The following is a 13,114-nucleotide window of genomic DNA, read 5'->3' as shown; positions in this document are numbered from 1 at the left end:
GTCGAATCGGCCTTCCTCCGGCGTCAGAGGACGCAGAGGGCGGTGTCCACACGGCATGACACGCGGGGCCGAATTCACGGAAAGCTCTCGTTCCCGGACCGGCCGGCACCGCCGTGGCGCCGGAACCTGGACCCCGGTCGTCCCGGCGAACCAGCCGGCCGTCCGGCGGGTGCCGCAACCGTTCGACGCACCCGCCCGCGGTTCCCTGCCGCTGACCGAACGCATCCCGGACACCCGGCCCTGCGCCGAGGTGTTCCCCTCCGCGCACGGTGAGCTCCCCGTTCCCCCGCCCCAGCCGGTGCAGGCGAGCCCGGCCGGGCGGCGACCCCAGCGCACCAAGGTCAAGCTGACCCCGCCGCGCAACCGCGACGCCGAGGACACCGACGTGCGCGTGTACGAGGCGGCGCCGGTCACCGGCCTCGGCTCCTTCGACCTCGGCAACGTGCCGGCCTCGGTGACCCCGCCGCGCAGCTGGCGCAAGGCCGCCTGGTTCGCCACCGCCTCCTCGGGCGGCGTCGTCGTCGCGCTGATGTTCGCCGGCTCGGCGTTCGTCGCGAAACCGGCGCCCGACCAGGCGGGCGGCGGGTGGGTCCCGGGCCTCGGCGGCGGCGTGCCCACGCTGTCCGGCGAGCAGCTCGCGCCGCCCACCGGAGGCGGCGCGCAGGGCGACTCCGCCGGCAGCACGTCCCCTGACGACGTCCCGGTGGCGGGCACGACCAGCGTCCAGCCGACCGAGAGCGCGGGCGTGCGGGCTCCCAGCCCGAGCACGGTCCGCGAGACCTCCACCGCCGGTGGCCCCACCAGCGGCTCGGCCACACCGACGCCGACCACCAGCTCGGTCCCGCGCAAGCCGCCGCCCTCCCCCGCGCCCTACGAGGCCGACCCGTACCGGTTCACCGTGTACGCGGACGAGGACCCGAAGACGCTGGCCAGCACCTCGCAGAGCTACCTCGACACGGTCACCGAGAACCCCGAGGCGGCCGCCTCGATGACCAGCGGCGAGCTGCGGCAGGAGGGTCCGCAGGGGCTGGCGCGCAAGTACGCGAACGTGGCGTACTTCCAGGTCAAGCACATCCGCGTGCACCAGTACGACGGCAAGACGGTGTGCACCGTGCAGACCGTCTACAAGGACGGCACCCAGGTCACCGAGCAGCGCACCCTCGAGTTCTCCGGCGACAAGATCACCAGCGACGGGGCCTGACCAGCACGTTGGTCCAGGTGGGTGACGGCAACTGCCGTTCGTCGTGCCCGGGTGCCCCTCCACCGATCGGGGGTGGCCGGTAACGCGGTACCGGGGTTCGCTGATGAACAGCTAGACACCCCCGGCGAGTCCCCCCGAGACGGAAGATCCAGACGACAGGTCCATGAGAGTCGCACACGAACGGCGTCGCGCCATCCGCACGCCGGACGCACTCCGCGTCGAGGAGCTGATCTCCCCCGAGATCCTCGACAACGAGATGGTCGACCGCGAGTACCTCACGCAGGTGTTCCGCGAGCCGCGGAAGTACCTGCCGCCCCCGCGCGTGCGGACCCGGACCGAACCGCGGCGGGAACCGGAGAGCCGGGGCGCGAAGCTCGCCAAGCTCACCGGGCTGACCATGGCCGGCACGCTGCTCGTCGGCGCGGTCGTGGCGTCGTCGCTGCTCAGCCGGGGCCGCGACCAGTCGGCCGCGCCGGCCAGCCCGGCCCCGCCGCAGATCACCGGCGCGGCCGCGCTCGGCGGGTTCGCCTCCGGGGGCGCCCCGGACGAGCAGCACGGCGGTCGCACCCCCGGCCACCCCCAGCTGAACCTCGCGCCGGCCGCCCAGGTGCCGGTGACGCAGACCCAGGCACCCGCGGCCGGGGTGACGAGCGCTCCCGAGGGCTCCGCCGCGCCGACGACGACCACCCCCGAGCTGACCGACGCGGAGAAGCTGGCGGTGGTCAACGAGTTCTACCGGCGGGTGGACTCCGCGCCGGAGAAGGCGCTGGACCTGCTCAGCCCGGCACTGGCCGGTGAGGAGGCCGGTGACCTGGTGCGGGCCTGGAGCACCATGCGCCAGGTCGAGGTGACGCAGGCGGACGTCCAGCCGGACGGGTCGGTGCTCGCCGTGGTGCTGATGCGCCGCGACGACGGCACGCGGCTGCGCGTCACCCAGCAGCTGGGTCTCGACGAGGCCGGACGCAGCATCTCGGAGGCGGTCCTGCTGGCCGCCGAGGAGCTGTAGCGCCGCCATAGCAGGCGTGGCCCGGGCCGCCCCAGACAGTGCCGGATGCATGCGCGCAGAGTGAGCACCCTAGCCTTGACTGAACGGATCTGGCCCACCCCGGCCTACGGGCCGAGCTACGTGCATAGGCTCCCAGACGTGCGGCACTGCGTCGCGCCCTGAAACAGCCCCCGAAGGAGGTCGCGTGAGCGACGAGGGTCGCCTGGTCGCCGGCCGGTACCGGATCGAACGGCGAATCGGCTCCGGCGCCATGGGCGCCGTGTGGCAGGCGCACGACGACGTACTCGGTCGCGCCGTCGCGATCAAGCAGTTGCTTCTGCAACCGGGGCTGGACCAGCACGAGGCCGAGGACGCCAAGCAGCGCACCATGCGCGAGGGGCGCATCGCCGCCCGTCTGCACCACCCGAACGCCATCTCCGTGTTCGACGTCGTCACCGACGACAACGGCCACCCGTGCCTGGTGATGGAGTACCTGCCCTCGACCAGCCTGGCCGAGCTGCTGCGGGACCGGAAGACGCTGCCGCCGCGCGAGGTGGCGCGCATCGGCGCCCAGATCGCGGCCGCGCTCAAGGAGGCGCACGCGGTCGGGATCGTGCACCGGGACATCAAGCCGGGCAACATCCTGCTCGCCGACAACGGTGTGGTGAAGATCACCGACTTCGGCATCTCGCGCGCCAAGGACGACGTCACGGTCACCAAGACCGGCATGATCGCCGGCACCCCCGCCTACCTGGCGCCGGAGGTCGCGATCGGCGGCGACCCCGGTCCGGAGGCCGACGTGTTCTCCCTGGGCTCCACGCTGTACGCCGCGTGCGAGGGCCAGCCCCCGTTCGGGCTGAGCGAGAACACCCTGAGCCTGCTGCACGCGGTCGCCGCGGGGCAGATCAACCCGCCGCGGCAGTCCGGTCCGCTGGCGAGCGTGCTGGCCGTGCTGCTGCACCCCGAGGTCCAGCACCGCCCGACCGCCGCCGAGGCCGAGGAGCTGCTCGCCGCCGTGGCGCGCGGTGAGACGCCGCTGGGCGGGCCGGACGACGAGACCCAGTTCTCGCCCTCCGGCGGGGCGCTCGCCGGTGGCGCGCTGGCCGCCGGTGCGCTGGGGGCAGCCGCGGGCGCGGGTGCCACGCGAGCCTTCCGGGGCGACGACCTGGGCGCGCACTCCGGCACGCTGGCCGGCGGCGCGAGCGACCAGTTCTACGACGAGTACGACGACTACGCGGACCCGTACGGCAGCACAGCCGCCTACCCGACGGACGACTACGACCGCCAGGGCGGGACGCGCGCGGTGCCCGCCGGGTACGACGGCTACGACGACGAGCCCCGCCCGGCGGCGGAGGAAGCGGACGAGAAGCGGGGCAAGTGGAAGGTGCCGGCCGCGATCGGCGCCGTCGTGGTGGCCGGCCTCGTGGCGCTCGGCATCTGGCTGTTCAGCCAGCCGGACCACGCCACGAACACCACCGAGACCAGCCCGCCGGTGCTGCCGCCGCCGGTGACCAGCTCGTCGGTCGAGACGACGGAGAGCTCGACGCCCACCGTGACGCGGTGGAGCGAGAGCAACGAGCAGACCCGGCCCTCCTCTTCGCGCCGCAGTTCCGTGGAGGAGACCTCGACGCCGCGGACCTCGTCACCCAGCAAGTCGAGCCCGACGAAGACCCCGACCTCCTCGTCCAGCGAGGAAGAAGAGCCGAGCACTGGGGCCACCTCGCCAACCCAGTAAGTCGACTGCCGGAAACGTTCAGGATCGGCCAGTAGGGTGGTGGGTGACTATCCGACACGCCGGGACGACGAGAGGGTGTAGTGGGTACTGAGGGCGCACTCGTCGGCGGCCGGTACCGGTTGGACCAGCCGATCGGTCGTGGCCGCGCCGGAATCGTGTGGCTGGCGTACGACACGCAGCTGAACCGCACGGTGGCCGCGAAGAAGATGCCGGTCGCGCCGGGGCACAGCGAGCAGTCGATCGCCGCCGCGCTGGACGAGGGCCGCGCGGCGATGCGGATCCAGCACAACTGCGCCATCGGCGTGTACGACGTGCTGCGTGACGGGGCGAACCCGTGGGTCGTCATGGAGTACGTGCCCTCGCGCAACATGGCGGACTTCCTCGCCGAGTACGGCACGCTCACGCCCGAGCAGACCGCGTTCCTGGGCATCCAGCTCGCGTCCGCGCTGGCCGCGGCGCACCGGGCCGGTGTCGTGCACCGCGGGCTGGAGCCGGGCAACGTGCTGCTCGCCGACGACGGCGGCGTCAAGGTCACCGACATCGGGTTCACCGGCGCCGGGTTCAACCCCGCCTACCGGGCGCCGGAACTCTCGCGCGGCGCGACCGCCGCACCGGCCACCGACGCGTTCTCCCTCGGGGCGACGCTCTACACGGCGGTCGAGGGCGTGCCGCCCTACGGCGACCACGGCGGCGGGCCGCTGCGGCAGCCGGAGAAGGCCGGCGTGCTCGCGCCCGCGTTGATGAAGCTGCTGCGCGAGGACCCGCTGAGCCGCCCCACGCTGGGCGACAGCATCACCTCGTTCCAGGCCATCACGCAGGGGCGGCAGACGGCGTTCATCCCGCCGACCGCGCCCGCCCTGCCGACGGTGCCCGCGTTCCGGCCGCAGACGCCGCCGCCTTCGCCGCCGAAGGAGCCGATTGTGCGGATTTCGCCGGTGCGGGTGCGGCAGTTGATTTTGGCGACCATGGCTGTGCTCGTTGCGGCGGCCATTGGGATCGGGGTTACTCAGCTTTTGTTCTTGTGAGCTGGGTGGGCGCTACGCGCGTATCTACTGCGTCGGCTTCGCTTCGCTACGCCCGGATTTGCCCCTCCCGAACCCGATCTTCAATTGTTCGGTTGCCGAGAAGCGGCGTCAAGGCTGGAAAGAGTACCTTGACCCCGCTGCTCGGCAACCGATTTGGCTGGGGATCGGGTTGCGGGAGAGGGGGTGGCTCGTGGGGGTGGTGCGTTGCGTTGCCGGGTGGCGGTTCGTGCTGTGGGGTTGTGCTTTATGCGGCGACGTCCGTTCTTGTCTCCTTGAGCACCTTCAGTAGGTGGCGGAGCGCTGGCTGGTCGCGTGAGCGGGTGGATACCGCGGCGTGGATCGGGCGGATGGGTTCCGGGTTGCGGATTCGCCGGACCACCGCGCCGGGTTGGGGGGCGCCCAGGCCCAGCACCGGGACCAGGCTGATGCCCAGCCCCGCCGCGACGAAGCCCTGCGCGGTGGCGTAGTCCTCGCACTCCATGACGAAGTTCGGCACGAAACCGGCGGCCCCGCAGGCGGCCATGAGCACGTCCCGGCACGGGCCGGGTACGCCCTCGTTGTTGATCCACGGCTCGTCGGCCAGGTCGGCCAGGTCCACGACCCTCTTGCGGGCCAGCGGGTGGCTCTTCGGCAGCGCCACGCGGTACGGGTCGTCGAACAGGTGGTACAGCTCGACGCCCGGCTTCGAGTACGGGCCGGCGAACACCACGATCGCCACGTCGGCGTCGCCGTTTTCCACCTGTGGCAGCGCGTCCACGGGTTCCAGGAGCCGCAGGTCCAGCTGCACGCCCGGGTACTCGGCCCGCAACGCCGCCACCGCGGGCGGTACCAGCGACGCGCCGGCCGTCGCGAAGTAGCGGATCGCCAGGCGGCCCGTCCGGCCCGCCTTCAGGTCCGCCAGCTCCGACTCGGCCTTGGACAACTGCGCGCACACGACCTCGGCGTGCTGGGACAACAACGCGCCGGCCGGGGTGGGCCGCACCCCGCGGCCGACCCGCTCCAGCAGCGCGGTACCCGCCTCGCGCTCCAAAGTGGACAACTGCTGGCTGATCGCGGACGGGGTGTAGCCGAGGTTGCGGGCGGCCGCGCTGATCGACCCGCTGGACACCACGGCCCGCAGCACCTGCAACCGGCGGACGTCGAGCATGCCCCGAGAATACAGTTCTGCTTACAGCAGCGTGTAGATAATTTCGCTTGTTCTTACAGATCGCCGGCGCGATCGTGAAGGTCGTGGCCGAAACGAAAACTCTGCTGCGCCTGGCCGCGCTGGCACTCATGTGGGGATCGAGCTTCCTGTGGATCAAGATCGGGCTGCAGGCGTTCACGCCGGTCCAGATCGTGCTCATCCGCACCGCACTGGGCAGCGCGGTGCTCGTCGGGCTCTGCTACGCCGCCCGGGACCGGCTCCCGGCCGGACGGCGGATCTGGACGCACCTGCTGGTCGCCGCGCTGTTCCACAACGCGCTGCCGTTCCTGCTGTTCGCGATCGGCGAGCAGACCGTCAGCTCCGGCGTCACCGGCGTGCTGAACGCGACCACCCCGCTGTGGACGCTGCTCATGGCCGTGCTGATGGGCGTCGAACGGCGGCTCGACCCGCCGAAGCTCACCGGGCTGCTCGCCGGGCTCGTCGGCACCGTGCTGATCTTCGCGCCCTGGCAGGAGTCCGGTCTGCTCAGCTGGGGTGCGCTGGCCTGCCTCGCCGCCGCGGTGAGCTACGGGTTCGTCTTCGTCTACGAGGGCAAGCACCTGTCCGGCACCGGCTCGTCGCCGGTCGCGCTGGCCGGCGCGCAGATGACCGCGGCGACCGGGTTCACGCTGCTCGCCATGCCCGCCGGTGGCACCACGCCGGTGCACCTGTCCGCCGGTCCGGTGATCGCCGTGGTGATCCTCGGGGTGTTCTCCACCGGGTTCGCGTTCGCGCTGAGCTACCGCCTGCTGGCGACCGAAGGCGCGGTCACCGCCTCCACCGTCGGCTACCTGCTGCCCGTCGTGTCACTGGCGCTCGGCGCGCTCTTCCTCGGCGAGGACCTGAACCCGCGGATCCTCGCCGGGGTCGCGGTCGTGCTCGCCGGGGTCGCCCTGACGCGCGTGCGGCGCCGCGTCCTGGTTCAGACCAGCCTGCGGTCCGAGGCCCAGCGGGAGAGCTCGTAGCGGTTGGACAGCTGGGTCTTGCGCAGGACGCTCGACACGTGCGTCTCGACGGTCTTCACCGAGATGTACAGCTCCGAGGCGATCTCCTTGTAGGCGTAGCCCCGCGCGAGCAGGCGCAGCACGTCCCGCTCGCGCGGGGTCAGCAGGTCCAGCTCGGGGTCGCTGATCGGCGCCGAGCCCGGCCGGTCGGCGAACGCGTCCAGCACGAAACCGGCCAGCCGCGGCGAGAACACCGCGTCGCCCTCGGACACCCGCGCGATGGCCCGCACCAGCTCCTTCGACGAGATGGTCTTGGTGACGTACCCGCGGGCGCCGGCGCGGATGACCGCGATGACGTCCTCGGCCGCGTCGGACACCGACAGGGCCAGGAACACGACGTCGGGCAGGTCGGTGCGGACGCGGCGGAGCACCTCCGCACCACCGCCGTCGGGCATGTGCACGTCGAGCAGCACGACCTGCGGTTTCGTCCGGGCGATCCCGGCGACCGCCTCGGCGACCGAGCCGGCCTCGCCCACCACCCGCACCTCGTCGGTGATCGAGTCCAGTTCGGTGCGCACCCCGGCCCGGAACAGCGCGTGGTCGTCGACCAGGAACACGCTGATGGGGGCCTTCGGCTGCGGTGTCTCGCTCAACGCGTCCCTCCAGATTCGGCTTTCACCGGCATTTCCAGCTGCACCTCGGTGCCGTCCCCGGGCGCCGTGCGCAGCCGTACCGTGCCGCCGTTGCGCTCCATCCTCCCCCGGATGGAGTCCGCGAGGCCATGCCGGTCCTCCGACACGGTCTCCGGGTCGAAGCCCTTGCCCCGGTCCCGCACGAACACGGTGACCCCGGTGGGCTCCACCTCGGCGTACACGCTCACCTCGTCGACCCCCGCGTGCTTGGCCGCGTTGACCATCGCCTCACGGGCCGCCAGCACCAGCGCGGTGAGCCGCTCGTCCAGCTGCGCGTCGCCGACCACCACCTGCGACACCGAGATCGCGAACGTGTCCTCGACCTCGCCGCAAGCGGTCGCGACCGCCCTGGAAAACACAGTCAACTGGTCCTTACCCTCCTGCTTCGGCGTGCCGTAGCCGGACGGGCCGTAGAGCCAGCCACGCAGCTCGCGTTCCTGGCTGCGTGCCAGGCGGGCGACCTCCTTCGGCGACTCCGACTGCTTCTGGATCAGCGCCAGGGTCTGCAGGACCGAATCGTGCAGGTGCGCGGCGATCTCCGCGCGCTCCTCGGTGCGGATGCGGGCCCGGCGCTCCTCCCCCAGGTCGCGGCCCATCCGCAGCCAGAACGGCACGGTCAGCACCGCCACCCCGACCAGCGTCGCGAGCACCGCGAGCAGCGCGAACTGCACCTGGTCGAGCGATCCGGTGCGCAGCACGACGACACCGATCCCGGTGATCACCAGCGCGACGCCGGCCAGGATCCGGATCGCCGCCGACCACCCCCCGCCGCCGAGCACCATGCCCGCGACACCCGAGCGCGCCCCGTCCCGCCATCGGCGGCGCTGCGACTCGTCGGCCTCCCGCCACACGACCGCGGCGCCGACCAGCGCCAGCGCGAGCGGCACCGCGACCCAGCCGTTGATCGCGCCGGTGAGGGCGCCACCGGCGACCAGCAGGCCGATGCCCAGGATGACCAGGCCGATCGCCTGCTGCTTCTCCTTCGGCGTGGCCGGCGTCTCGGTCTCCTCGCGGCGCCGCTGCGGCACGAACACCCACAGCAGCCCGTAGGCCACCAGACCGGCCCCGCCGAACGCCGCCAGTATCGCGAACGTCGCGCGCACCCAGAGCACCTTGATGCCGAGGTGGTCGGCCAGACCGGAGGCGACCCCCGCCACCACCCGGCTGGACCGGCGCCGGTACATCTTGGGCCGCTCGTCGGCCTCCGTCAGCGCGCTCCCGGCGGCCGGCACCACCGCCGCCTCGCCCGGTGGGCGCGGCAGCGGCATACCGGTCTCGGTCCGCGGCTTCTCCTGCACGTGATCCATGGTTCTGCCATGGTCACACGCCCGCAAGGCACGATTCATCCGGGAAAACCCCGGGGATCGCGGCCGCGGCAAACTCAGGGTCGTTCCCCGATGTGCGTGCGGCCCGGCTCCCGCATGCTGGGCACCATGAACGACACGGCAGAGGCTCCGAAACCGCATGGCCTGGGCGGTTTCGAGGAGACCGTGAAGGACTTCTGGGCCAGCCGCCCGCGCCGTCCCACCCGGGGCGGCAAGATCGGCGGTGTCGCGGCGGCCATCGGCAACCGGTACGGCATCGATCCGGTGATCGTGCGGGTGGCGTTCGTGACGGCGACCGTGTTCGGCGGGGTCGGCGCTTCGCTGTACCTGCTGTGCTGGCTGCTGTTCCCGGCCGAGGGCGACGAGGTGTCGCCGGTCGAGTCGCTGTTCGGGCAGGGCCGCAGCTCGATGTCCAAGCACCTCACGATCGTGCTGGGCATCCTGTTCTTCCCGCTGTCCAGCTGGGCGTTCGCCGGTGGCTGGTTCAACGGGGGCGGCATCATCGGGGCGGCGATGATGGTCACCGCGCTGTACCTGCTGCACCGCGGGCGCGGGCACCTCAACCGGCCGGTGCCGGTGACGCCCGCGGCCACCACGGTCGGTCCCGCGGCGTTCTCGATGAGCGCGCCGGGCACCACCGAGCGGGCCGAGTCCGGGTGGGACCCGCTGGGCGCGGACCCGATGGCGTGGGACCTGCCGGACCCGGTTCCGCCGCCGGCCCCGGCGCCGCCGCGTCCGCCGCGCGCGCCGCGGCGGACGAGCAAGATCGGTGTCGCGACCTTCGGCATCGCGCTGCTGGTCGCCGGGGTCGGCGCGGCGATCGGTTCGTCCGGTGAGGCATGGTTCTCGCCGCAGCACGTCATCGGCCTGGTGCTCGGGGTCCTGGGCGTCGGGATGGTGGCCGGTGCGTTCGCCGGCGGCGGCCGCAAGCTGGCCGTGCTGGCGGTGCCGCTGTCGATCGTGGGCGTCGCGTTGACCACCATGCCGGTCGGCGACTACTCCGGCGGGATGGGCGACCTGCGGGTCACGCCGGCGACCGCGGCCGAGGTGCTGCCGAGCTACCAGCGCACAGCCGGGACGGTCGACCTGGATCTGACCAGGCTGCCCGCGGACGTGCCGGTGCGGACCGAGGTGCACCTCGGCGCGGGCGACACGACGGTGCGCGTGCCGGCGACGGCGGACGTCACCTACACGTGCGTGTCGCAGTTCGGTGAGGCGAACTGCTTCGGCCGCCAGACGAGCGGGGTCGGGGCCGCTCCGATCACCGGGGTGGACTACGGAACGGACGGTCCGGGCGGGCTGCAGCTGACGCTGACGGCCGACCAGGGCGTCGGGACGCTGGAGGTGCGTCGTGGCTGAGCGGGAGAACCCGTACTCCTACGACACGGAGACGCCCGCGGAGCCGGAGCGCCGCCGCGGGGTCGACGTCTTCACGCTGATCATCGGCATCGCGACGCTGCTGGTCTCGGCGTACGTGTTGTCCGACGGCGCCACCTGGCTACCCTCCTTCGACCTGAAGTGGGTGCTGGCGGGCGGCGCGGTGCTCGTCGGGGTGCTGATGCTGGGGGCGTCGATGCGCGGAGGCCGGCGGGACTGAGCCGGTCGTTGCCAGGCCAGGGAAAGGGAGCCGTTCGCGGCTCCCTTTTTCGTCACCAGGTGAGCATCCAGAAGCCGACGCCGGAGGCCGCCGGCGATGATGGAGCCGCTGCCGTCCCCCGGTTTCCCGATCACCAGTACTGGAAGCCGACGGTGCCCCGGCCGCGCGGCCAGTGCAGACCGAGGAATTCGACCGTGTCGGCCCGGAGATCGGTCTGGTAGGAATCGACCGGCTTCTCGACGGCCTCCGGCCGGGCGCCCAACGGAACCACCTCGATGGCGCCGCGCTGCTGGTCGACGAGCACGAAGCTCCGCGGCGCCTGCCCCTCGGCGACCGTCTCCCAGCGCTCCCGATAGTGCCCCTTGCGGGTGCGGTAGTACCAGTGCCGCCGGACGCGGTAGCCGTACCAGACGCAGGGCGTCTTGCTGAGTTCCGCGGTCACCAGGCCTCCCGCGCCCGGGTGCGCGGCGCCGACCACCTCGGTGATCCGGCGGAAGCCGCCCTCGGGACGTGGCCGCGGGACCATCCGCCGCAGCTGCTCCAACTGCGCGACGGACAGGGTCGGGGTGGCGGCCATGGTCCGCACCGGCGCGCCCGCCTTCCGCGCGCGGCGGAACAGCACCGCCGCCACGACGATCAACGCGATGCCCACCAGCAGCACGTCGCCCCCGGGTCAGTGGTTCCGGATCACTCCCACTCGATGGTGCCCGGCGGCTTGCTGGTCACGTCCAGCACGACCCGGTTGACCTCGGGAACCTCGTTGGTGATGCGGGTGGAGATGCGTTCCAGCACGTCGTAGGGCAGGCGGGTCCAGTCGGCCGTCATGGCGTCCTCGCTGGACACCGGGCGCAGCACGACGGGGTGACCGTAGGTGCGGCCGTCGCCCTGGACGCCGACGCTGCGGACGTCCGCGAGCAGCACCACCGGGCACTGCCAGATGTCGCGGTCCAGGCCGGCCGCGGTCAGCTCCTCGCGGGCGATCGCGTCGGCGGCGCGCAGCGTCTCCAGCCGGTCCGCGGTGACCTCGCCGATGATCCGGATGCCCAGGCCGGGCCCGGGGAACGGCTGCCGGTGCACGATCGTCTCCGGCAGGCCCAGCTCCAGCCCGACGCGGCGGACCTCGTCCTTGAACAGCAGCCGCAGCGGCTCGACCAGCTCGAACTGCAGGTCCTCGGGCAGGCCGCCGACGTTGTGGTGGCTCTTGATGTTGGCCGCGCCGGTGCCGCCGCCGGACTCGACGACGTCCGGGTACAGCGTGCCCTGGACGAGGAAGCGGTAGTCGCCCTCGGCCTTGAGGTCGCGCTCGGCCTGCTCGAAGACGCGGATGAACTCGCGGCCGATGATCTTGCGCTTCTGCTCCGGGTCGGTGACGCCGGCCAGCGCGTCGAGGAAGCGCTCGCGGGCGTCGACGGTCACCAGGTTCACGCCGGTGGCGGCGACGAAGTCGCGCTCGACCTGGGCGCGCTCGCCGCGGCGCAGCAGGCCGTGGTCGACGAAGACGCAGGTGAGCCGGTCGCCGATGGCGCGCTGGACCAGCGCGGCGGCGACGGCGGAGTCGACGCCGCCGGACAGGCCGCAGATCGCGCGGCCGTCCTCGCCGATCTGCTCGCGGATGCGGCCGATCTGCTCCTCGACGATCGAGGCGGTCGTCCACTGGGGCTTGATGCCGGCGATGTCGTGCAGGAACCGGCGCAGGACCTCCTGGCCGTGCGGCGAGTGCAGGACCTCGGGGTGGTACTGGACGCCGGCGATGCGGTCGTCGGTGTTCTCGTAGGCGGCGACCGGGGCGCCCTCGGAGGTCGCGGTGACCTTCGCGCCCGCGGGGGGTTTGGTGACGCTGTCGCCGTGGCTCATCCACACCTGGTGCCGCTCGGGCAGCTCGCGGTGCAGGACGCCGCCGTCGGCCGGGATGTGCACCTCGGTGCGGCCGTACTCGCGGTTGCCGGTGGCTTCGACGGTGCCGCCGAGCGCCTGGGCGAGGACCTGGAAGCCGTAGCAGATGCCGAAGATCGGGACGCCGGACTTGGCCAGCGCGGGGTCCATGCCGGGCGCGTCGGGCGAGTAGGCGCTGGCCGGGCCGCCGGACAGGACGATCGCGGAGGGGTTCTTGGCGAGGATCTCGTCGACCGACGCGGTGTGCGGCACCACCTCGGAGTAGACCTGGGCCTCGCGGACCCGGCGGGCGATCAGCTGCGCGTACTGCGCGCCGAAGTCGACGACGAGCACCGGACCGCTCGGATTGGACACCGGACCTCCATCAGGACGACGTGTGTCTCCCATCGTCCCAGGTGGGCTCGGTCACGTGCGCCCGGGGACGGGGTTCTTCGAGACTGGGGGCCGGTGCGGCGGTCGCCTCTCGGCGAAAGGTCCGAACAGGGCTCCGGGCGAACCGGTGTTCCCTGACGGTGAAGGGTGAGGCCCGGG

At 72.5% G+C, this 13,114-nt stretch carries 12 protein-coding genes; 7 read left to right on the top strand and 5 right to left on the bottom strand.

Annotated elements, in window-relative coordinates:
• The first annotated feature begins 169 nt into the window (after window positions 1–169).
• The 4 genes from L1857_RS06315 (at window position 170) to L1857_RS06300 (ending at window position 4,946) form a co-directional block, all read left to right on the top strand.
• On the top strand, window positions 170–1,201 hold the full coding sequence (locus tag L1857_RS06315; protein ID WP_094004036.1) for a hypothetical protein: 1,032 nt from the start codon (window positions 170–172) through the stop codon (window positions 1,199–1,201).
• 163 nt (window positions 1,202–1,364) lie between these two features.
• Window positions 1,365–2,207 (top strand): hypothetical protein, encoded by an 843-nt coding sequence (locus tag L1857_RS06310; protein WP_094003980.1) that lies wholly within the window; start codon window positions 1,365–1,367, stop codon window positions 2,205–2,207.
• Window positions 2,208–2,391: 184 nt separating this feature from the next.
• Window positions 2,392–3,921 carry a serine/threonine-protein kinase gene (locus tag L1857_RS06305; RefSeq protein ID WP_116112181.1) on the top strand — a complete coding sequence of 510 codons (1,530 nt, stop codon included), beginning with the start codon at window positions 2,392–2,394 and terminating at the stop codon, window positions 3,919–3,921.
• Window positions 3,922–4,001: 80 nt separating this feature from the next.
• Window positions 4,002–4,946 carry a serine/threonine-protein kinase gene (locus L1857_RS06300; protein WP_094003978.1) on the top strand — a complete coding sequence of 315 codons (945 nt, stop codon included), beginning with the start codon at window positions 4,002–4,004 and terminating at the stop codon, window positions 4,944–4,946.
• Between the two features lie 244 nt (window positions 4,947–5,190).
• Here the strand turns inward: L1857_RS06300 and L1857_RS06295 are convergent, their stop codons facing one another.
• Window positions 5,191–6,093 (bottom strand): LysR family transcriptional regulator, encoded by a 903-nt coding sequence (locus L1857_RS06295; RefSeq protein ID WP_116112186.1) that lies wholly within the window; start codon window positions 6,091–6,093, stop codon window positions 5,191–5,193.
• A gap of 83 nt (window positions 6,094–6,176) precedes the next feature.
• Between L1857_RS06295 and L1857_RS06290 the strand changes: the two genes are divergently transcribed.
• Entirely contained in the window at window positions 6,177–7,097 is a 921-nt protein-coding gene (locus L1857_RS06290) for a DMT family transporter (protein ID WP_116112251.1), read from the top strand.
• Here the strand turns inward: L1857_RS06290 and L1857_RS06285 are convergent.
• Both L1857_RS06285 and L1857_RS06280 read right to left on the bottom strand, forming a co-directional pair.
• Complete coding sequence (locus tag L1857_RS06285; RefSeq protein ID WP_094003976.1) at window positions 7,055–7,729, bottom strand: response regulator; 675 nt, start codon at window positions 7,727–7,729, stop codon at window positions 7,055–7,057. The two genes, L1857_RS06290 and L1857_RS06285, sit on opposite strands and share 43 nt — an antisense overlap.
• The gene (locus L1857_RS06280) at window positions 7,726–9,075 is read right to left on the bottom strand and encodes an ATP-binding protein (RefSeq protein ID WP_249464641.1); all 1,350 of its coding nucleotides are present in this window, start codon (window positions 9,073–9,075) and stop codon (window positions 7,726–7,728) included. Before L1857_RS06280 ends, L1857_RS06285 begins: the two co-directional genes overlap by 4 nt.
• 114 nt (window positions 9,076–9,189) lie before the next feature.
• Here L1857_RS06280 and L1857_RS06275 point away from each other — a divergent pair, with 114 nt between their 5' ends.
• Both L1857_RS06275 and L1857_RS06270 read left to right on the top strand, forming a co-directional pair.
• Window positions 9,190–10,452, top strand: coding sequence for a PspC domain-containing protein (locus L1857_RS06275; RefSeq protein WP_094003974.1), 1,263 nt, complete (start codon window positions 9,190–9,192; stop codon window positions 10,450–10,452).
• A complete protein-coding gene (locus tag L1857_RS06270; RefSeq protein ID WP_094003973.1) occupies window positions 10,445–10,690 on the top strand; it encodes a hypothetical protein in 246 nt (81 codons plus the stop codon). The genes L1857_RS06275 and L1857_RS06270 overlap by 8 nt, the downstream gene beginning before the upstream one ends.
• Window positions 10,691–10,820: 130 nt before the next feature.
• Here the strand turns inward: L1857_RS06270 and L1857_RS06265 are convergent, their stop codons facing one another.
• Window positions 10,821–11,342 (bottom strand): hypothetical protein, encoded by a 522-nt coding sequence (locus L1857_RS06265; protein ID WP_249464638.1) that lies wholly within the window; start codon window positions 11,340–11,342, stop codon window positions 10,821–10,823.
• Between the two features lie 35 nt (window positions 11,343–11,377).
• On the bottom strand, window positions 11,378–12,937 hold the full coding sequence (gene guaA / locus L1857_RS06260; RefSeq protein ID WP_094003972.1) for a glutamine-hydrolyzing GMP synthase: 1,560 nt from the start codon (window positions 12,935–12,937) through the stop codon (window positions 11,378–11,380).
• Window positions 12,938–13,114: the final 177 nt, after the last annotated feature.

Source organism: Amycolatopsis thermalba (assembly GCF_023376025.1).
Taxonomy (GTDB): domain Bacteria; phylum Actinomycetota; class Actinomycetes; order Mycobacteriales; family Pseudonocardiaceae; genus Amycolatopsis_E; species Amycolatopsis_E thermalba.
Note: the sequence above shows the minus strand (reverse complement) of the source record. Positions and strands in the feature narration are given on the sequence as shown.

Bases quoted from the DNA above. Each gene is read 5' to 3' on its own strand.
- L1857_RS06275 (WP_094003974.1), top strand. From the start codon at position 9,190: ATGCTGGGCACCATGAACGACACGGCAGAGGCTCCGAAACCGCATGGC.
- L1857_RS06280 (WP_249464641.1), bottom strand. From the start codon at position 9,075: ATGGATCACGTGCAGGAGAAGCCGCGGACCGAGACCGGTATGCCGCTG.
- L1857_RS06295 (WP_116112186.1), bottom strand. From the start codon at position 6,093: ATGCTCGACGTCCGCCGGTTGCAGGTGCTGCGGGCCGTGGTGTCCAGC.
- L1857_RS06310 (WP_094003980.1), top strand. From the start codon at position 1,365: ATGAGAGTCGCACACGAACGGCGTCGCGCCATCCGCACGCCGGACGCA.